This window comes from Yersinia sp. 2553 StPb PI (genome assembly GCF_052217105.1).
Taxonomy (GTDB): domain Bacteria; phylum Pseudomonadota; class Gammaproteobacteria; order Enterobacterales; family Enterobacteriaceae; genus Yersinia; species Yersinia enterocolitica_E.
The window spans coordinates 456,086-473,478 of record NZ_JAZGPX010000002.1 but is presented as its reverse complement, the minus strand read 5'-3'; the positions used below and the strand labels follow the sequence as shown (position 1 = coordinate 473,478).

Genomic DNA, 17,393 nt, shown 5'->3' with positions numbered 1-17,393 from the left:
ATATCCTTACGCCAGCCTTCTGGCTCTACTTTTGGGTGTAGTGGGTTGTGACTCTGGAATAATGACGCCCGGAAAACGCAAGTTGGGCTTGTCTTCTGTAACGTCCGAAGGAGGCAGTAATTTTTCAGGATGACTTAAAAGACTGTCAGCATATTGGTTAAGACTTAATCCAAAATGCAGCAACCCTTTCAATGCTGCATAGCTGTATACCCGGCAATCTAATGCCTCATTTGCCCGCCCGGGCAATAATTCCCAAACGCGATAACGTTGCCCGCCCGCCGTTTTAACAACGGAGCGCTCTGCAAGTAATTGGCTAAAATAGTGTAAATCACGCTCAACTGGGTAGTGCATATACCCAGCAGAAGGGATACCCGCCGCCGGTTGCTCCATGTGAAGACGGGAACGAATGGCGTCTTTTGCAGCATTAACACCCAGTATAATGGGCTTGAATTGAGACTTTGACCGAGAAGATGGTCGCTTTGTTGGCCAGATGGGTGAACGCTTACCGCCTCTTGCCGACTCGCCTTTTATCGCCCATATCCGCCGTCCAATACGCTCTTTGGAAAACTCATACACTTTCTGGGTATGATGCCCGCCGGAGTCGTGACAGGCAGCCATAATCGTAAAACCTCGCCCGTCCGCTCTCCGCCATGTCTGCTTCAGGTAAGCATCAAGCCGACGCCAGGGTTCGTCAGTTTCTAAATCCCCCTCAATAACGTCATAAGCGATAGACCAGCTTTCTTCATTCCGGCCCCAACCCACCACCTCAATCTCAAGTCGTCCGTCTTGTGTATCGATACCGGCGGTGACGACGGCAACACCATCAGGGACTTCAGCGGAATAAACCTCACAACGCTCTGCCAGGCTTTTTTCACTGAGCGCCTTTTCACCGCGATCTTCATAGGGTTCACCCAAGACAAGGTTAATAAATGTCTGGCGCATCAAAGGGTCGTCTTTTACCCGCAACCACTCGGCAACCAGATACTTCCATGCCGCGTTAGGGAAGAGACTGTATCCCGCCCAAATATGAAAACCCGCATGCCCTTTAAAGGGCATAGTTGCCTGCCACCTTCCCGCTTTCACCATTCCGGCTTTATCGTTGTGATGGATCACACAACCGTTATGGCGGCAAACATAATAGGCGGTATCGGGTAATCCATTACCGTCAGAGTCTTTATCCCACTTAATTCCGTAAGGCGTTGTTGGCCCACCCCATTCCAGCGTTTGGAACTCACCACAGTGAGGGCATGGAACATAATATTTACGCTGATCACTTTCAGCATAAGCCTTCTCAATGCGGCTAATTCCTTTAACCGTCGGGGTTGAGCCTAATATTATTTTTCTATTCCAGAATGTCTCTGAACGCTTGGTACCCAATGCTATCTGGTCACCATCAACACCGGCCCCCGCTATCGGATACCCATCAACTTCATCAAAAGCAATAATTCGACAAGTTATACGACGGAATCCACCAGGGCTGTTTGCCCCTACCAGCGTTAAATTAGAACCGTTGAGAAACTGCTTTTTAAGGATGGTCTGGTTACTGCTTTTGGCTTTCGGATCACCGGATATCTCAGCGAGAACAGGGGTATCCCTAAGCATGGGAGAAATTTCAGTCTTACTGTAATCCTCCGCATCTTCAACGCGGGGTTGCACAACTAAAATGGGTGAAGGGTCATGTACCAGGTAATAGCCGATAACATGATCCAAAATCTTGGTGTAACCCACTCGGGCAGATTTCATGACGGACACCTGAGTAACCAGTGGGTCAGTTACTGCATCCATAATGCCATCCTGATAAGCAAAAGAGCGAAATCGTCCAGTCTGTGCACTGGTCTCTTTTGACAATACCGCATGCTTATTGGCCCACTCACTCAATGATAGAGGTTCGGGTGGCTTTACGTTCTTGCGTCGTTGATGCAGTTCCGTGGAGAAGTTTTGCCAAGCGGCTGGGTCAACTGCTCTCTCCGTTGTTATTGTTATCAAGGCTTAGCTCCTCCATTGCCTCGTAAACCACTTCTTGCAGTGCTTCAACAAACTCCGCATCGTTAGTGGTTGAGGCCAGCACCCGCAAGCGGGGACCATGTTCGGGAGCGATGGCAATCAGGCGGGTACGCATACGTGAATATTCGCTACCTACCGCCTCAATCATCTCTTTGTAAGGAAGTACCTGACCTGATTTAATGTCATATTCCAACCGAGTGAGCAGCGCCAGAAAGTTTTCTTTCATTTCTCTGGCTTCATCGATTGTCATCTCGACGCCGCTTTCAGCAATCATTTTCTTCACAACGTCTGCGGTAGAATCCACCGGATCTTTATCAGGTCTGTTACCTGATCTGTTACCTTTGGCTCTGTTACCCGTCTTGTTACCTGCTTTGTTACCCTGCGTGTTACCTGCAACTTTTTTCTCTGGTCGGGTAACAGTTTTCCGAAAGCGCTCAATGTTGGCATTTGATGCCTCGACATCAATGTCATCACCCGCTAAAACCAGCCACCCACGCGCCTTCCACGCCGTAACCGTCTTTCGACTGACATTGTGAAGTTTGGCAAAATCTGACTGGTTCATGTGTTACCTCAGTTGTTACCTGTTACCCAAATTTCAAAAGTTGATAGCTAGACGCAGAACGGGGCGCGCAATGCCCGTACATTACAAAGTTCTCAGGAGGGACCCATTTTTTTTCGGATGATAATGGTTATCATATAGACTCATAATGATTCCGGTTTCACTGTATTGGATGGGTTAAATGTCAAAGACATTTCGAGTTTACTTGCCACTCGTTTATTTACTTCGTTCACTAGTAGTGAAGTGTAAGTAAGCGACAGAGGGTAATGTTGAAATTCAGATAAGACCTCGTTATAAATCTTATGAACGTCATCAGCAGTAGGAATAGCAAACTTCAGTTTATAATCATGTCCATTTATCGTCTGTTGATTGAAGTTATAGAGAGGGCCGTTGAGGTGTCCATCCATCCCAATTGTTCTATTGGATTCCATCATGGCTGCTACTTCAGCGGCGGTAATCCCCCCCTTAATTATGAAAGGTTCATCAATGGCCTTATCTATCTCACTGAGCCAAGACATCGCGCTATTGAGATATTCCTCGGCTCTTCTTACGGCGGTATGAGTCCGGCCAATTTGATCTGACGGGACGGGTCTGGTGTCAGCAAAATCACTGCCTAATGAGGTACGAGTAATGCGATCAGACAATGCAGTAACCGTCAGAAGCAGCTTCAATGATAATTCTTCAGTTCGAATTGCCCGAGACTGTAAATCAGACAATCGACCCGGTAAGCAATCAAGCGCAGTAAAAGCACTCCCTACAGCTTGAGCTAATTCAATGGCGCGCTGTTCTACATCGCCTTGCTTATACAGAATGGGATAGGGTTGTTTTCCTGTTAACTCACTGGCCAATAGCTGCTGTAGCGTTTCCTGAGCAGCGTTTAAGTATGCAGCCTGAAGCACCGTGCCACCTGTTTCGCATGTTATTTGTGCATTCTTAATTGTGCCGTTATTCACTGTGATACCTCATCTATTTAGCCGTCTTCAATGCCTGCTCGATTGCCAGGCTTAACGCACCAGGCATTAAAGCCTGTGCCATTGCATTCGCTCGGTCGAAGTATCCAAGCGTTGGTTTAACTGCCAATGCGTCACCAAACTGAATCAGCAGCTTAGGTGCTTTTTGTTTCTCTCTGGCGCGATGCACCCCGTTAGGAGAGCGCTTCTGACGCTTCTTAACCTTTTTGCTTTTCTTCCCTTTCTTACGCTGGAAGAAACCACTAACGCCATTCACCTCACCTACAAACACATTTTCTTTAGCTTTGAGCTGCTGCGTTTTATTACGGGCTAAGTTTCCGAACTTATTAAGCTTTATGTTTTTAGGGTTAAGCAGCGCCTGACCATTGAGTTTGTGCTGGCCGCCGAACTCGAACGGTTCGAGATAACTGGCAGCAATATCACGCACAAATACTTTGGCCTGTAATCGGTCTTTGCGGGCACCAAACGAGCCTACAGAATTAACGGTGAAAGGGGTCGGATTATCCAGATTGCGCTGCATACCCACCTTCTGAGCGGCTGCAATCTGGCGAGCAACACTTGTTAGCGCCTGAGCAGCAGCAAAAGGGAGCTGTTTTTTAATCTGCTGGAGCTGATTAGATAAATCCTTAAGAGTTGCCATGGTCTATCCCTAAATAGAAAAACCACCGACTTATAAGGCCAGTGGCTTAGGTTGTGCATTATATCAATCAAATCACCAACGTTTTGTTATCAATTGGTTTACTAAACAATTGATATATTAAAATTGTATGTAACCAAAAGCCCAGCTTATCTTTACCTATACACGGAGTTTTTATGAGTTTGTCTACTTTATTAAAATGCCTCTGTCATTCTTCAAAGTCATTGCTTTTGTATCCCACCGCGCTAATAAGAATCACTCTTGGTCTATTCTTCTTTTCTTCTGGTTTCAACAAAATCACAGTCTTAGAAAATAGACAGTTAATGATAGAGACAATGATTCATGCTGGATTACCTTACCCTGAAATAATGGCTACATTTGTTGCATCAACTGAATTAATTGTTGGTCTTTTTCTTGCTCTAGGCCTTCTTTCTCGGCTATCTGGCTTATTATTATTAGTAATCAGTATGGTGGCATTGATTACTGTCGGTTTGTCCCAGATACCTACAGGTATAAATCTTATAACTTGGTATAGTTGGCTACTGTATTTGCCTGAAAGTTCTTATATTTTGTTCCTTATCCTTTTAATTACCCAAGGTGGCGGGCCTTTCTCAGTCGATAAACTCATATATAACAAATTAACCAACAAAATTTATTAGCGCTATAGCGTAACGATGTTTCTATTTTTTAACTAAGTAAAATGCCACCAACCTGTTAATGCTCAGGGTGATCGGTGGGCAACAGGTGGTAGCATTGCTTATGTGTATTGTCGCAACCACTCATTGAATGGCTACTGCAATACAGGCCGTATCTCCGGCTGTCACATCGCTTCTTCCACCACGGCTGATGTTGCCGCCAATGCCCTGACTATCACGGAGGGGGGTTGGTTATTATTGATTCCGCCTGTACGCTCAATGGACAAGGAGCTACGTCAGTGCTAGTACAGGCAGGCAGCGATAACCGGCGCGGGAAATAAAAAACCACCAGCTTATAAGGCTAGTGGCTTAGGTTGTGCATTATCGATGGCACTCAATGAATGCCACCTGTAATGCTACTTTACTGAGGTAATGTCCAATTCTGAGCTGGCAGGCCAGCACATGTAGCCATCGTCACCGGCTTGTCCAGCCCTGCGGTCGTCAGGCACTTATTTGATGCCATATTACGGACATCCGTACCAATACCTTGAAGGGCTGTCCACTGTTGCTTCTTATCCTGAAAATCACAGACGGCCATGACCGGTGTTTTGCCACCTGCATCAGACAGGCATTGACCGCTTTTCAGTACGATGTAACGAACAGTACTTTTTTCAGGGCTGACTTTCTCTGCGCTCTCACAGGCTAATAGTGCTGGCTTTCCCTGTGCATTCTCAGACAAGCAGTTACGACCATTAGCAATATTAAGGTGACCCGACACGACATCAGTAGTGACAGTGATAACTTTTGCATCCTGAATGTCACTCTCTGAAGCGGCTACAGCAGAAAATGATGATGCAACGGCAATAAGTAATACGGCTAAACGAACGTTCATATTTCAATCCTTATGATTTAATTAACCCACTAATTATTAATGAATTATTATTAATTATTAGTGGGTGACCTGTTTTTTTATACAGTTAAATAGTGACCTTATCAAGACTTTATTTATAAATCATCAACGCCGTTTAGATACTGTTAAGCTGTGTGCACTGCTAGAAATTTGTGCATCAATGCCACCTACTCGAATTTACTACCATTGATTATTCGGCGGTCGTCAGTGACAACCTTTTGCAGCGCGGTGACCTTCTCGACTAACTTATCGGCTCGCTCAGCGATTGAAATAAGAAACCCGACATCTGCGTCTGAAAATCCGCAGTCTCTGGCTGCATCAGTGAGCTGTCCACTGGCGGGAGTAACGGGCATATCCCCAACTGAAGTGGCGAGACACTCGAAACGCTTTTGCAGCTTGATATTGCCAGCACGGTAAGCAGCAATAGTGCCTTTTGCTTTTTTCTCAGCATCTACTACCCCTTGTTGATATGCCTTTAATCCAACTAACTGGGCTGCCTGAAGTTGGGCCTCTTTTTCGGTGGCACTCTTTCTGGCGGCTATTTCTGCGTCTCTGTCTGACTTATCACGCTCAGCCCATTTGAGTGACCATTCCGAATCTTTACTATCACTGCCCCACCAATACCCGCCACCGACTAAAACTGAAATCGTCAGTGCGACGGCTATCAATCTCAATAGGGTTTCTTTCATGCGGGTATCTCAATGTGAGGGGCATCCAAGAACTTCGCTGGCTTGTCATTCGGGTTATCTGTCCAACTGATACCGAAACGCAGCTTAACGCCTAACTCTTTACCGGCGCGGTACATGGCATCCAATATCGGCAACCAGCATTTATAATCATTCCAGTCGGCACCCACTGGCAGCAGGTCAACCGCATTGCCGGAGATATGTCGGCTGTTCATGGTCTGGCTCTTGCCAGTGGCCACCAGCTCCTTTTGCCGCTCTACCGTGCGCACCCCTTCAATCACCGTAAAATCAACAGTGGTAATCTCAATAGCCCGGCGAACCACTTTCACCAGGTTAGCGTTAACGCCCTTGAGGTTATTCTCACTGCGCTGGCTAAATCTAAAATTAGTCGTCATTTAATGATCCTCTCAGATGCCAGCAGTATTCGCTGACGAACGTAATCTTCATTCTCTGGCTTCTCAGTGAAGCCAACAGCAATAAGCCCTATCATTGAACCGTGTTGCGGGGGGACAGCAGCAGAGCAAACGTATGTGGCACCCGCCGCCGATGCCGCCCGGCCAATCGCCGTAGACTGCACAAGGTCGTAGCACACCGTCTTTTTATCCAGGAGGTCGATAACTGCCATTGATAGTTTTGAGTGAGGCCGGAAAATTAAATCTCCCACCCCTTCAAGATTCGATAATCGTTGTTCTCTAATGCGAACGTATAAAGCGATGCGCTGGTTACGCTGTAGGTTCAAGCTCCAGACGGAAACTGTTACCCCACCGGTATCGCTCATCATGCTACGAACCTCATCATCGATTTTTGTCTGATCGATGCGTGGGGTGCCGTAATGCGCTAGTGCCCAATAGGTAATCTCTCGCCGGTAGTCATAGGCCAAATAACTCGCAATGCTAAACAATGTCAGCACAATCAAAATCGCCAGTTTCTTCCAACTATCTACCCATCGAATTAACCACGCGGCACTCTCAAGTTTTCCCTGTGGGTTATTTTGGTTTTCCATATTGCTATCCAGTTGTGCGCATACCGGCGCGACCGGATGGCTGAAATGAAAAAGGCCACGCAATAGCGCAGCCTTAAAAGTTGGTATGTGATGCCCGCCTTGGCGAATTTTGGATTTAACCGCTTCACCACATTCGGCTGGATACTGTTTCACAACGATTGGATTAACCAATCCAGTACCCATGCGAATGTAGAAAAGAAAAGGGACTTTGAAGCAACGCAACCGGCAAGAAGCACGCTTCAAAGTCCCCCACCACCGCCATGCAGAAAAGCCCCGGCGATTAAGCGAGGCTTTGAATTTGGTGCTGTGATAGTTAACTTCACGGGTAGGACGACTGAGCCAACAATCGTTACAAAGTAACTATCACAGCAACATATAATTAACATTGCAATTATAAACAAAGAGTAAACATAACCATGCTTATAGTTGTCATATGTCACAAAACGACAAAACCCCGCCGAAGCGAGGTCTTGACTATTTTTTCTTGGCGCTCATCTACAGAAACGCCCATGATTTAGAGAAATTACGCCAACTTTATGCAAAATGCAAGCGATATATTCAAAACTTGTCGCCATTAGTCCCAATCATGCCGTTATCGTGTTATTCGCTGAAACTCATCCTCTGCATAACTCTCTTCAATGTCGCATTTAGCCACCAGCGACGCATAGAACGGCTTCCAATTGCGCGACCAGGATGATTGGGTGAGTTCAGGAAGCAACGCTGTAATAGCCCTGTAAGCTGTTGTTGATGGTGTCCGTTTGTATCCAATTCCTGAGCAGCGTTCACACTCTTTCTCGACTGGCACACCAAGCCGCTTGGATTTCTCAAGGTCACGCACTTTACCAGTACCATTGCAGCGGCAACGATGGGAGATTTTCCCCTTCCCGTTACAGGCATTGCACAATTCGCCCACCAGCTCATCCTCTATCCATGCATCTGTTTTTTCACCGCATCCGGGGTGTTTAACCACTTTTTGAATGCTGTAAATCAGCCTCTTCCCTTTGCAGTGTTTACATGTGGTTGTAGCCGCGGCTGAACTGCTGTATTCCTCGTAGGCAAATTTAGCCAGAATCACCATGCATTGAGCCATTCGGCGGCCCGATGCTTTGCCGACATGTTTCGGGGCATTCTTCATGGCAAACTGGGTAAGCTGTTCGACGGTTCTGATCCGGTCCTCTTTGCTAATGCCAACCTTGCCAAGATATGCAGCCATTCCGAAACTGGCCCGAGCCTCAACCATTCCCATTGCAGCGGCGAGGTCCGGTCCCTTGAGCGAGTCGGAAGAGGTAGCGCGGGGTGAATCCGTAATCATCTGGCTCTTGGCGCTGAACTGTTTCATTGCTGATTCTAATTTCATTGAATAGTATCCCCTTTTGCAGCCGTCCCCATCCAGCCGGGGTGCGCCCACTGAACTTCTGTAATTTTTTCCCCATTTCCGTACAGAGATAATCCGCGCATCACCATGTAGTGCATGACAATTTTCTCATGTTCACGCCATTCATCCTCTGGTGTTTCTTCCACAAATTCCTCTATGGCATCAGCCACCAGGCCGAAGCACTCTTCATGCCAGCAAGACTCAATGGAAATATCCTTCGCTCTCTCCTGAAGAGCATCAAAGCGGGGTTTTGTGAACAGATAAGACATTTCGCGAATAAGACGATCCATTAGCTAGCCCTCGATACGTTATTCATTTCCCAGTCGGTGTCGATGTCGTGCTGGAACCGGTTGGCGATATAGTTAAGCGGTCCCTCATGTTCTGTTTGTAGAAATTGGTGTGACTCAGGATCAAGCCAAAGTGGTTGCTGCCCTTCCCATCCATCACCGTTCCGCTGCTTTTCCAGCAGTAGTATTGAGCCGGGGAGAGCAATGTATTTATTCTCTTTATCATCCAATGCCGCTGGGCCGTGATCTGCCATTTTGCGGAGCGCCTTCTCTCTGATTTTGTTACGCCAGATGATGAAAAGATTGTCTGTAAGGTCGGTAATAGCCCCCGTCCCTTTCACGTCCATTTTTCCAGTTGGTTTATCTTCACTTTCTGATTTGCGGCTGTGAGTAACGAGAATGACGTGGCAACTGTTTTTGTTTTTGAAATCATAGAGACGGTCTACGAAATCTTTCTGACCGTTGTAATCATCCTCACCTAACCCGCACTTCATCAGGCTATCGATAACAAAAAGTTGGATGCCGTAGCGCTTTCTGGCGTATGCGAAAATCTCCAGTAGCCGATCCGCTTTGGCGGTACCGGTGACGCTGAATAACCAAAGCCGGTCGTCGTACCATTCAAAAGCAGTTTCGACATCCTCGCGGGGCGGCATTTTATGGCACAATGCCTGGCGGGTTAGGCGCTGTAATAACTTACCCGGTTTAAGCTCCAGGGAAGCGATACAGCAACGGATACCTGATGCCATTGCATGAAGTACCATATGCCCTACAACCTCTGTTTTCCCATGACCATTAACACCGTTGATCAGTGATAACTCAGAGTCTCGGAAAGAAAAGTTCTGATTTAAGTGCATCCAAGGGCTGCTAAACAATCCGCTATCTTTCTTGTAGAAAGCGTCCATCGTGGCTTGCTTAAACTCTGACGCGCCGTGCAATTCCTCAGGATCGAAAAATGCCGCGCTTTGCACTCGCTGGAAAATATCGTCACCACTGATGCCGTTCTGCAAGCACTCGTTACAATCCTTGAATGGCAACTCAACCATTCGGCAGCGATGCTCACCCAATCGACTGGCAATCTCTCTGGCAGCTTCCAGACCAACCTGATCGTTATCCAGGCACAGGAATATTTCTTCGAACCTGTCGAGGTTGTGATATTCGTATTCTATCCAGTCCTGCTTTGCCCCTTTCCCGCCACCGAATGGCACAGAAAGCGCGGGAATGCTGTACTGGTAGAAACTCATGCAGTCGATTTCGCCCTCACAGAGAACCACAACCTTTGAATTTGCTGGCATCATCTGCCAACCAAATAAACACGGCTCACAGTTGGCTTCGGCCATGATGATTTTCTTTCCATTGGGGCGCTCTGTGCTGATCCGCTTGACCTGTAATAACTCACCATCACGCAAGTACGGGAAACCAATAGCGGGTAATTCTCGTTTTTCATCCTGATAGAAAACGACAGCATCGGTTACCTTGAACTGCTCGGCAATTTCACGACTGATGCCCCGACTTTCAAGGTAGGAATAGCAGTTAGCAGCCTTTTTTAATCCCAGTTTTTTCGGCTTGGAGAATGTTTTTTTCTTGGCTTCGAAGTGGTGATCGTCGTTTTTGATACCCAGCATCGCCTTGGCCTCTGTCATGGCAACGTGAAGCTGGCAGCTCTTCACAGCACACCATAAATCAAGCAGGTCGCCACTTTCGCCAGTTGAAAAATCAGACCAGACACGCTTGCCAGCCATGTTAACTTTGAGGCTATTTCCCTTCTCACCGTCAACCGAACCGCACACCCATTCGTTAGCGGCTTTCTTCCCATTTGGTAACAGGTAGGCCACTACTCGCTCAACATCGTTCCAGAGCTTATCGCTCAGTTCGCTTGGATTCATGACGCATTCAACCCCAAATGTTTAAACCAGAAACTCACACAACCAGCGCCGATCACCCCGTGGCAATATCCTAAAATCAGTAATCGCTTCGCTAATCGTTTCATGTCAGCCGCCCATCTTGTTGAAATCAACGTAGTAACCGCCTGGCCCTTGGAACACCGCTGGCGCTCTGGTTTTATCGCTTGCTGGTTGGGTTGCCGGTGATTCATCTTTCCAGCGCTCACCGTTCAAATACGAGGTTGGGAGAAGCTTATCGATACCGAGTGACTTAGCCTGCACACGCAACCGGATATCATCGGCTAGCTGAGTTGCGAACTGACCGGGCGATTCACCGGTTTGAGTTTTGTGTTCTCGGTATTTGGTTTTGAATGCTGACTTGGCCTTGACCTTGGCATCTTTGCGAAGTCCTGCAATCCAGAAAATCCCCTCGAATGCCAGATCCACTGGGTCTGGTTTTTCCTCGTCGGTTTCTTGTGCAGGTGATTTATCCGATTCCATTTCGCCCTCAGTCCGAGATTTTTCGGACAATAGGTTTTTATCTTTTAAATCTACTTCTAATTCTACTTCTACTTCTGGTAACGCTTTTTGAAACGCTGCTGTAACGCTTTCAACGTTACATTTTGCGTTACCTTTTGATTTCATTTCTCGGTGTTCTGTAACGCGCCTATTGGTAAGTGTCCGTTTTTTCGATGATTTTCCATTATGGCGTTCAAAATTCGGAAATATCAGAATAGTACCGTCGTACCTTAACCAACCGACCTGAAGCAGTGCATCGGCGAAACCAGACATGAAAGTGATACGGTCTATCGCGCTTTTTGTAACGCTGGTAGCGTTACTGCTTGCGTTACCGTCGATGGTTTGTTGGTCGGCCCACGCCCATATGCGAATTAACTTTCCTAAAACAGCATCAGGATCGATAGCCAGAATCTCTGCCAGTTGATAGATTTCCGGCTTATCAGGCGTAACAACTTCAATTTTGATCCACTCGTAAGCCATGAGGTGTTACTCCGATTCGCTTTTTGTAACGCTGGCTGCGTTACTGCTTGCTATTTCGCCTGAGTTATTCAGTCTGGCGTCCTCCGAATTTCTCAGTTCGGGCCAAATTTTTTGCCAATTGTCAGGATTGAGATCTTGGCGGCTAACTGCACCATTACTATTTTCTTCAATTGCAACGCATAGTTCTGGGCCGATTACCTGACCAACGCTGATTGCCTTCCTTAGATAATTAATACTTGTTCCGCATTCAGCAGCAAAAAGCCTTTTCTGATCAGTAGATAAGGTATTCAAATAAGTTTTTAACGCTTCCATGACTAGCCCTTAAAGTGATATTCATTTGTTGATATTACCTGTAGGTATAAATACAATCAATACCTACGGGGCATTTACCAACAGGTAAAAACTTATAAAATGGCTAGCATGGACAAATACGAAGAAAGACGCTTAAGACTTTTAAGTCTGCGCGATGACCACTGCGATGGTAACGCTTCCGAATTAGCTCGGAGGATTGGGCGTGATGCTACATACGTGGCGCGAATGCTCTACCCAGAAGGAAAGCCAGGGAGGAAAAGGATTGGTGACGATATGATGGAAATCATTGAGAAATCCTTCAACCTCCCAAGGGGTTGGATGGACGGTATTACATCACATCAAAATTCAAATGTTACCTATATTGAACACGCAAAACCAATGAATAGCTTTCCTTTAATTAGTTGGGTAAGTGCGGGTAGTTGGTTGGAAGCGGTTGAACCATATAGAAAAGATGATATAGATATTTGGCCTGAAACAACAGTCAATGCTAGCGAGGGATCATTTTGGCTTCGGGTTCGCGGGGATTCTATGACATCACCGACTGGTTTCACTGTTCCTGAGGGTATGATTATCCTAGTTGACCCGCACAGAGAGGTTTCCAGCGGAAAGCTAGTTGTAGCCAAGTTAGAGAATGAGAATGAAGCAACCTTCAAGCAATACATGACGGATGCGGGTCGCAAATATCTCAAGGCATTGAATCCACACCACCCACCGACCATAATCAATGGTAACTGTAAAATCATTGGGGTAGTTGTAGACATAAAATGGGAGCACATCCCTTAATTGCCATGATTCACTTAACTAACCCGGCACAGTTGCTGGGTTTTTTTTTGCTTATTTATATACCCCGAGCACACGCTAAATGCGTTTATTTTATACCTCAACATCAAAAACCCTTCACTAAAACTAAAAAAAATGACAATGAAATATTAAATATTCATTAATTTCAATCTGATATGTTTATTTGTATTTTTTGTTACCCACAGGTATTGACCTTGGTTATTACCTATAGGTATCATCACCTCACTGCCACACATAAATGCGTTGAGGATAAGATGAAACACTCAGAGATTAACCATCAGGATATTCATAAAAAATTACGTGAGAGTAAATCTCACTGGTCGTATTTGTTTGATGCTAAACATTTTAACCCTAAATCAACTTACCAACTTCAAACTTGTTTTGTTGGTGAAGTTGAATACGCCATTTATGAACGGATTGAAAATTACTTTGTTCTTGTGGATTTTTTTAACAGTTACGAATCAGCAAATGAACAAGCTCGAAAAATAATTGATGAATGCGAAAAGTTTAAAAATTCAATTATTGGTTATTCTAATTATAAAGAAAGAAACTTGAATGCTTAGTTTAACGACTCATGTACTGACGCCAATCGAATACATGAGTCTAGCCAAATACACATACCTGAGAGGTTAGTTATATGATTAAGTCAAATAGTATCATAATTAAAAGTGCAACTACAAACTCATCATCTGAGAAAATTATTTTAGTTGATAAAGAAGCTCGATATGTAGCCCAAAAATTGGCAAGTGACTATAAAACTGAATACGGTTGGTTATTAGCTAATTGGAAGTTGAGAGAGGCTTACGGGATATACATTGAAGAACCGCTCCCTAGCGTCGGTGATGTATTGGGTAATTATACTATCACGCATGCTTGCAAAGAAACTGGCTGTATTATTAAGACTCAGACACGCTATTTACAGAGGAATAAAGGAGCTGGAATTTATGCGTAATTTATCGACATCAAACCAAAACACACCAGGTATCATCTCTGGCTCCGGTGGTTCTTCCGAAGGTGTATACATACAAGACAAGAAAGACATCTTGTACAAAGAACCTGATAATTTTACACCATTAAATTTTGGTAATTTCCCTCCGAAAGGGCAAATAGAATACCTTGCTTATACTGCTAGCAACGCTGATCGTTATGCAAAGCAATTAAGGTATTTATATACAATGCTCATTGATGACGCAATTAGAAAAGTTGATGAAGATGTTGCAGCGAGGCTGTGGAGCCTTACAGAAGAGTTGGTAATAATGACATCCCAATCATCCAGAAATGCTAAAAAATTGATGGATGAAAATAATGAAAATTGAAAAAGTTGACCCAGCCAGATTCGAAGAGTGGGAATTCGATTTAATTGATGATGGTGGTGTCGAGGTTGCATTCCAATTAAGACCAGAACCTGTTTATTTCGTTATGCGTCATGGTCGCCATAAGAAATGCCTTAGCCGTGAAACTGCGATTAATCGCCTCGCTCACTTCATGACTGAAAAAGTATTTAAACGGGCGGGTGTTAAGTCTCGCGTTGGTGAAACTTATAAAGAAGTGGATGGCTGTATTCACTGGGAAAGAGGTGAACCATCACCAAGATATATAGCCTCCCATAATCGCTGTATGCGCCGCATTCGTCGCCTGTTAGCCAAGCAACGCGAAATGCTTAAATGGCAGAAGAAATATGAGAAATGGTCAAGCCAGCATATTGAGCTGATGAAAACCAAACCTTATTAATTAAGTAATCGCTAAAACAAAATATTAACTATGGCCTTCGGGTTAGGACTCCCCACACCTAAAGGCTGAAAAATAGGGTAATTCGAATATGAGCAATCTTGAATTAATTGGCAGATATCGCAACCGCCTGGTAGCCGCAAAGTTGGATTCATTGCAGCGGGCAACAGGCAGCACTTGCGTAATTAAAAGGTCACCTAAAGGGATGGTGCAAACAATTGAATTAACGCCCGAGGTATTAACTCGCGCATTAGAAATGTTTGAGCTGGTGATTATTGAAGCGCTCGGAAAAGCCAAAGCCGGTGAATCGATAATAGGAACCTATCAAGACAGCATCAAAAAACTGGGCAGCCTCACTCAGAGCGGACACGCCCTTATTGACCGGTTAATTGATGAGTTCGTTACGGCATCTGAGAAACAAGCCACCAACGAGGGCGAATAAGCATGGGAAAGAAACGTAATAGCAAAACCCGTCAGGGCCTTTGTGGAGTGACGTTGGCGCAAGGGCTCCGATTAGACCGAGATCCAGCAAGAGAATACATCAACGTGCAGGAATCAGTAGCGAAGTACCGGAGTGAAGACGGCATGGTTGAAATGCCATTAAACCGAAGCATGCGCCGGTACGCAAAACACATTGGCATCAACGTCAAAGAGGTGAAGTGAAATGGCTAAAAAAATTGAACTGGTAATAAATGGTGCGCCAATGATGGGTACCAAAGAAATTGCAAAACTGGCAGGCAAGCGCCACGACAATGCGATTCGTGACGTATGGGAAATGCTCGATAGCCTGTACGGTATTTCTAAAGATTCCTCAGATTTGAGGAATAATAAAAATCAACAGGTTACGTTAGTTTCTGGCGTTATTGCCTGCATCGATAGTCGCGGATTCGTCTCTGAGTTCCTTCTCGATCGCCGACACACCGAAATCCTGATTACCGGCTATGACGTGAAACGCCGCGCCGCCGTTATCGACCGCTGGTTTACTCTTGAAACCGGTAACACTCAGGCAGTAGCCGCAATTCCCGACCTCAGTCGCTTGGATATCTTGCAGATGGCTCTCGATTCCGAGCAAGGCCGCATTGCTGAAAAGCAACGTGCTGATACGGCCATTCGTGCCAAAGGACAGATTAGCCGGAAACGTGAAGCCTCAGCCATGGGAAAACTCAGCGCAGCAACACGCCGCTGCCGTGAGCTGGAGGAACGTCTGGGTGAAAGCACCAAGGATGCCACGATCACTAAAGTTGAGAACGCGACAGGTCTTAAGAAAACATTCAAATACGCAGCGCTTCGCAAATGGTGTCGGGATAACGGCACGGAGGCCAGAAGTGTCGCTGATGAACGTTATGGCAGCGTGAAGTCTTGGCCTGCGGGTGCATGGCTAACAGTTTATGGGATCGACCTTACTTTACTTTTCGGGGAGAAGAAATAATGCAAAAAATTAACTATATCGTGACTTTCACTGGTGATTACCCTTGTGGCGGCCGTCACCCACTCATTATTAAAACAGCGGCATCAGACGTTGATTCTGCAATCTCTGCCGCGCGCAATGCCATTGAAGATGATCGCATTGAAGCGACTAATTTGATGCTGCTTTCCGTTGTGCCTGAATCATGTCCAGCCGCCACTGAGGACGTGAACGTTAACGGCGCACTGAAGCCCTGCCCGTTTTGCGGCAATCCTCACATCAGTCTGGTTGAGACAATCCCCTACCTCGGCGGTGAAAACATGCATTTCGTGAACTGCGGATGCTGTAACGCCTCACAACTGCCAGACACCAAAGAGGGGGCAATCTACAACTGGAACCAGCGCGACGAGGTGCTGAATGAAGAAGGTATTTGAGCTGATTATGTGGACGTTGTTCTTCTCCACCCTCGGCGGTATTGGGCTTGTTTCTGGCTTTGTTGTGTGGTTTGGCATGGTGATTTGGTTACGGGAGGTGCTGGCATGAAACACGATTATTCAGATGTTGTTCCTGAGAATTTCTATACACCAGAAGGTCATATTAATTTTGAGACACTGGTTACTCGTGAGGATCACCTTTGCGCTCTGTCAGTTGCAACGCGCGCACTGGACAATATTGAAGAATATATCAGTGGGAACCCAAACGGCAGTGAAGAATGGCGGCAAAAGGCAGATGCAGCCCACAAACGCTGGACTTGGTTACTCGCACGTATCAGAGAGAGGTTGTCTGTTTTTAAGTCCAGAGAGAAGAATGTCAAACTGTCTCGTAGCGTCCTGATCAGAAAGTATCTGGTGCAAGAACTGAAAAAGCATGTTCCCCACTCTGTTTATAAAGAATGTGAACGCACCGCCAGAAACCTTGCACGTGAAGAAGCAAATAGGCAGCACTCAATCAAGGAGTCTACTAATGGGTAAGCAAGCCGATATCCATGATACCCAAGTGCGAGCCACTGTGATTGTTGACGATGGGTGCGACTGGACGAAATACCTTAACTGGTCAGCCAAAGCAAAGTACCGCATCCGAAACGGGATAAATGAAGCGCCACCAGCCAGGCCAAAGGTAGCACCGGTAAGTTTCAAGTCGATTAATCAGCCCCGTAAAAAGGGCTTTCGAGTGGTTCAGAAAGCGATAGGGGCGGTGTGAA

Annotated in this window: 26 protein-coding genes; 13 read left to right on the top strand and 13 right to left on the bottom strand. The window is 45.9% G+C overall.

Annotation, left to right across the window (positions count from 1 at the left end; all coding sequences use genetic code 11):
* Positions 1-6: 6 nt before the first annotated feature.
* The 4 genes from V2A84_RS03375 to V2A84_RS03360 all read right to left on the bottom strand — a co-directional run bounded on the left by V2A84_RS03375 (position 7) and on the right by V2A84_RS03360 (position 4,174).
* Positions 7-1,986, bottom strand: coding sequence for a phage terminase large subunit family protein (locus V2A84_RS03375; RefSeq protein ID WP_102970453.1), 1,980 nt, complete (start codon positions 1,984-1,986; stop codon positions 7-9).
* Positions 1,955-2,566: an RNA polymerase subunit sigma-70 gene (locus V2A84_RS03370; protein ID WP_442848594.1), complete on the bottom strand. Its 612-nt coding sequence runs from the start codon at positions 2,564-2,566 to the stop codon at positions 1,955-1,957. Before V2A84_RS03370 ends, V2A84_RS03375 begins: the two co-directional genes overlap by 32 nt.
* A gap of 140 nt (positions 2,567-2,706) precedes the next feature.
* A complete protein-coding gene (locus V2A84_RS03365; RefSeq protein ID WP_442848593.1) occupies positions 2,707-3,516 on the bottom strand; it encodes a hypothetical protein in 810 nt (269 codons plus the stop codon).
* A gap of 13 nt (positions 3,517-3,529) precedes the next feature.
* Positions 3,530-4,174, bottom strand: a complete 645-nt coding sequence (locus tag V2A84_RS03360) for a hypothetical protein (protein WP_420072078.1) — start codon at positions 4,172-4,174, stop codon at positions 3,530-3,532.
* Between the two features lie 173 nt (positions 4,175-4,347).
* Here V2A84_RS03360 and V2A84_RS03355 point away from each other — a divergent pair, with 173 nt between their 5' ends.
* A complete protein-coding gene (locus V2A84_RS03355) occupies positions 4,348-4,830 on the top strand; it encodes a DoxX family protein (protein ID WP_420072079.1) in 483 nt (160 codons plus the stop codon).
* Between the two features lie 397 nt (positions 4,831-5,227).
* On the opposite strand, the gene V2A84_RS03350 is transcribed toward V2A84_RS03355, so the two are convergent.
* The 9 genes from V2A84_RS03350 to V2A84_RS03310 form a co-directional block, all read right to left on the bottom strand.
* Positions 5,228-5,698 (bottom strand): ricin-type beta-trefoil lectin domain protein, encoded by a 471-nt coding sequence (locus V2A84_RS03350; protein WP_442821183.1) that lies wholly within the window; start codon positions 5,696-5,698, stop codon positions 5,228-5,230.
* A gap of 185 nt (positions 5,699-5,883) precedes the next feature.
* A complete protein-coding gene (locus V2A84_RS03345; protein ID WP_442820668.1) occupies positions 5,884-6,405 on the bottom strand; it encodes a DUF2514 family protein in 522 nt (173 codons plus the stop codon).
* Complete coding sequence (locus tag V2A84_RS03340) at positions 6,402-6,797, bottom strand: M15 family metallopeptidase (RefSeq protein ID WP_442820667.1); 396 nt, start codon at positions 6,795-6,797, stop codon at positions 6,402-6,404. Before V2A84_RS03340 ends, V2A84_RS03345 begins: the two co-directional genes overlap by 4 nt.
* Complete coding sequence (locus V2A84_RS03335; RefSeq protein ID WP_442848592.1) at positions 6,794-7,648, bottom strand: hypothetical protein; 855 nt, start codon at positions 7,646-7,648, stop codon at positions 6,794-6,796. The genes V2A84_RS03340 and V2A84_RS03335 overlap by 4 nt, the downstream gene beginning before the upstream one ends.
* A gap of 349 nt (positions 7,649-7,997) precedes the next feature.
* Entirely contained in the window at positions 7,998-8,762 is a 765-nt protein-coding gene (locus tag V2A84_RS03330; RefSeq protein ID WP_050133300.1) for an antitermination protein Q, read from the bottom strand.
* A complete protein-coding gene (locus tag V2A84_RS03325) occupies positions 8,759-9,070 on the bottom strand; it encodes a hypothetical protein (RefSeq protein WP_050075103.1) in 312 nt (103 codons plus the stop codon). Before V2A84_RS03325 ends, V2A84_RS03330 begins: the two co-directional genes overlap by 4 nt.
* Complete coding sequence (locus tag V2A84_RS03320; RefSeq protein ID WP_442848591.1) at positions 9,070-10,950, bottom strand: toprim domain-containing protein; 1,881 nt, start codon at positions 10,948-10,950, stop codon at positions 9,070-9,072. Before V2A84_RS03320 ends, V2A84_RS03325 begins: the two co-directional genes overlap by 1 nt.
* 105 nt (positions 10,951-11,055) lie before the next feature.
* The gene (locus tag V2A84_RS03315) at positions 11,056-11,946 is read right to left on the bottom strand and encodes a hypothetical protein (protein WP_442848590.1); all 891 of its coding nucleotides are present in this window, start codon (positions 11,944-11,946) and stop codon (positions 11,056-11,058) included.
* 6 nt (positions 11,947-11,952) lie between these two features.
* Positions 11,953-12,258 carry a transcriptional regulator gene (locus V2A84_RS03310; protein ID WP_427213998.1) on the bottom strand — a complete coding sequence of 102 codons (306 nt, stop codon included), beginning with the start codon at positions 12,256-12,258 and terminating at the stop codon, positions 11,953-11,955.
* A 108-nt stretch (positions 12,259-12,366) separates the two neighbouring features.
* On the opposite strand from V2A84_RS03310, the gene V2A84_RS03305 reads away from it, so the two are divergent.
* The 12 genes from V2A84_RS03305 (at position 12,367) to V2A84_RS03250 (ending at position 17,392) form a co-directional block, all read left to right on the top strand.
* Positions 12,367-13,041, top strand: a complete 675-nt coding sequence (locus V2A84_RS03305) for a LexA family protein (protein WP_128451133.1) — start codon at positions 12,367-12,369, stop codon at positions 13,039-13,041.
* A gap of 272 nt (positions 13,042-13,313) precedes the next feature.
* A complete protein-coding gene (locus tag V2A84_RS03300; RefSeq protein WP_083159316.1) occupies positions 13,314-13,622 on the top strand; it encodes a hypothetical protein in 309 nt (102 codons plus the stop codon).
* A gap of 74 nt (positions 13,623-13,696) precedes the next feature.
* Positions 13,697-14,011, top strand: a complete 315-nt coding sequence (locus V2A84_RS03295; protein WP_442848589.1) for a hypothetical protein — start codon at positions 13,697-13,699, stop codon at positions 14,009-14,011.
* Complete coding sequence (locus V2A84_RS03290; protein ID WP_049617238.1) at positions 14,004-14,375, top strand: hypothetical protein; 372 nt, start codon at positions 14,004-14,006, stop codon at positions 14,373-14,375. Before V2A84_RS03295 ends, V2A84_RS03290 begins: the two co-directional genes overlap by 8 nt.
* The gene (locus V2A84_RS03285) at positions 14,365-14,790 is read left to right on the top strand and encodes a hypothetical protein (protein WP_442848588.1); all 426 of its coding nucleotides are present in this window, start codon (positions 14,365-14,367) and stop codon (positions 14,788-14,790) included. Before V2A84_RS03290 ends, V2A84_RS03285 begins: the two co-directional genes overlap by 11 nt.
* 88 nt (positions 14,791-14,878) lie before the next feature.
* Positions 14,879-15,229: a hypothetical protein gene (locus V2A84_RS03280; protein ID WP_442848587.1), complete on the top strand. Its 351-nt coding sequence runs from the start codon at positions 14,879-14,881 to the stop codon at positions 15,227-15,229.
* Between the two features lie 2 nt (positions 15,230-15,231).
* Positions 15,232-15,450 (top strand): hypothetical protein, encoded by a 219-nt coding sequence (locus tag V2A84_RS03275; protein WP_442848586.1) that lies wholly within the window; start codon positions 15,232-15,234, stop codon positions 15,448-15,450.
* A gap of 1 nt (position 15,451) precedes the next feature.
* Entirely contained in the window at positions 15,452-16,216 is a 765-nt protein-coding gene (locus V2A84_RS03270) for a Rha family transcriptional regulator (protein WP_442848585.1), read from the top strand.
* Positions 16,216-16,626, top strand: a complete 411-nt coding sequence (locus V2A84_RS03265; RefSeq protein ID WP_442848584.1) for a Lar family restriction alleviation protein — start codon at positions 16,216-16,218, stop codon at positions 16,624-16,626. The genes V2A84_RS03270 and V2A84_RS03265 overlap by 1 nt, the downstream gene beginning before the upstream one ends.
* On the top strand, positions 16,610-16,735 hold the full coding sequence (locus V2A84_RS03260; RefSeq protein ID WP_442848583.1) for a sodium:solute symporter: 126 nt from the start codon (positions 16,610-16,612) through the stop codon (positions 16,733-16,735). Before V2A84_RS03265 ends, V2A84_RS03260 begins: the two co-directional genes overlap by 17 nt.
* Positions 16,732-17,163 (top strand): hypothetical protein, encoded by a 432-nt coding sequence (locus tag V2A84_RS03255; RefSeq protein ID WP_442848582.1) that lies wholly within the window; start codon positions 16,732-16,734, stop codon positions 17,161-17,163. The genes V2A84_RS03260 and V2A84_RS03255 overlap by 4 nt, the downstream gene beginning before the upstream one ends.
* Positions 17,156-17,392 carry a hypothetical protein gene (locus tag V2A84_RS03250; protein WP_442848581.1) on the top strand — a complete coding sequence of 79 codons (237 nt, stop codon included), beginning with the start codon at positions 17,156-17,158 and terminating at the stop codon, positions 17,390-17,392. The genes V2A84_RS03255 and V2A84_RS03250 overlap by 8 nt, the downstream gene beginning before the upstream one ends.
* Position 17,393 lies beyond the last annotated feature (1 nt).

What these genes read in the sequence shown, in the direction of transcription:
- V2A84_RS03370 (WP_442848594.1), bottom strand. Translation starts at nt 2,566, where the DNA reads ATGAACCAGTCAGATTTTGCCAAACTTCACAATGTCAGTCGAAAGACG.
- V2A84_RS03360 (WP_420072078.1), bottom strand. Translation starts at nt 4,174, where the DNA reads ATGGCAACTCTTAAGGATTTATCTAATCAGCTCCAGCAGATTAAAAAA.
- V2A84_RS03355 (WP_420072079.1), top strand. Translation starts at nt 4,348, where the DNA reads ATGAGTTTGTCTACTTTATTAAAATGCCTCTGTCATTCTTCAAAGTCA.
- V2A84_RS03350 (WP_442821183.1), bottom strand. Translation starts at nt 5,698, where the DNA reads ATGAACGTTCGTTTAGCCGTATTACTTATTGCCGTTGCATCATCATTT.
- V2A84_RS03345 (WP_442820668.1), bottom strand. Translation starts at nt 6,405, where the DNA reads ATGAAAGAAACCCTATTGAGATTGATAGCCGTCGCACTGACGATTTCA.
- V2A84_RS03340 (WP_442820667.1), bottom strand. Translation starts at nt 6,797, where the DNA reads ATGACGACTAATTTTAGATTTAGCCAGCGCAGTGAGAATAACCTCAAG.
- V2A84_RS03330 (WP_050133300.1), bottom strand. Translation starts at nt 8,762, where the DNA reads ATGAAATTAGAATCAGCAATGAAACAGTTCAGCGCCAAGAGCCAGATG.
- V2A84_RS03325 (WP_050075103.1), bottom strand. Translation starts at nt 9,070, where the DNA reads ATGGATCGTCTTATTCGCGAAATGTCTTATCTGTTCACAAAACCCCGC.
- V2A84_RS03320 (WP_442848591.1), bottom strand. Translation starts at nt 10,950, where the DNA reads ATGAATCCAAGCGAACTGAGCGATAAGCTCTGGAACGATGTTGAGCGA.
- V2A84_RS03315 (WP_442848590.1), bottom strand. Translation starts at nt 11,946, where the DNA reads ATGGCTTACGAGTGGATCAAAATTGAAGTTGTTACGCCTGATAAGCCG.
- V2A84_RS03310 (WP_427213998.1), bottom strand. Translation starts at nt 12,258, where the DNA reads ATGGAAGCGTTAAAAACTTATTTGAATACCTTATCTACTGATCAGAAA.
- V2A84_RS03305 (WP_128451133.1), top strand. Translation starts at nt 12,367, where the DNA reads ATGGACAAATACGAAGAAAGACGCTTAAGACTTTTAAGTCTGCGCGAT.
- V2A84_RS03300 (WP_083159316.1), top strand. Translation starts at nt 13,314, where the DNA reads ATGAAACACTCAGAGATTAACCATCAGGATATTCATAAAAAATTACGT.
- V2A84_RS03295 (WP_442848589.1), top strand. Translation starts at nt 13,697, where the DNA reads ATGATTAAGTCAAATAGTATCATAATTAAAAGTGCAACTACAAACTCA.
- V2A84_RS03290 (WP_049617238.1), top strand. Translation starts at nt 14,004, where the DNA reads ATGCGTAATTTATCGACATCAAACCAAAACACACCAGGTATCATCTCT.
- V2A84_RS03285 (WP_442848588.1), top strand. Translation starts at nt 14,365, where the DNA reads ATGAAAATTGAAAAAGTTGACCCAGCCAGATTCGAAGAGTGGGAATTC.
- V2A84_RS03280 (WP_442848587.1), top strand. Translation starts at nt 14,879, where the DNA reads ATGAGCAATCTTGAATTAATTGGCAGATATCGCAACCGCCTGGTAGCC.
- V2A84_RS03275 (WP_442848586.1), top strand. Translation starts at nt 15,232, where the DNA reads ATGGGAAAGAAACGTAATAGCAAAACCCGTCAGGGCCTTTGTGGAGTG.
- V2A84_RS03270 (WP_442848585.1), top strand. Translation starts at nt 15,452, where the DNA reads ATGGCTAAAAAAATTGAACTGGTAATAAATGGTGCGCCAATGATGGGT.
- V2A84_RS03265 (WP_442848584.1), top strand. Translation starts at nt 16,216, where the DNA reads ATGCAAAAAATTAACTATATCGTGACTTTCACTGGTGATTACCCTTGT.
- V2A84_RS03260 (WP_442848583.1), top strand. Translation starts at nt 16,610, where the DNA reads ATGAAGAAGGTATTTGAGCTGATTATGTGGACGTTGTTCTTCTCCACC.
- V2A84_RS03255 (WP_442848582.1), top strand. Translation starts at nt 16,732, where the DNA reads ATGAAACACGATTATTCAGATGTTGTTCCTGAGAATTTCTATACACCA.
- V2A84_RS03250 (WP_442848581.1), top strand. Translation starts at nt 17,156, where the DNA reads ATGGGTAAGCAAGCCGATATCCATGATACCCAAGTGCGAGCCACTGTG.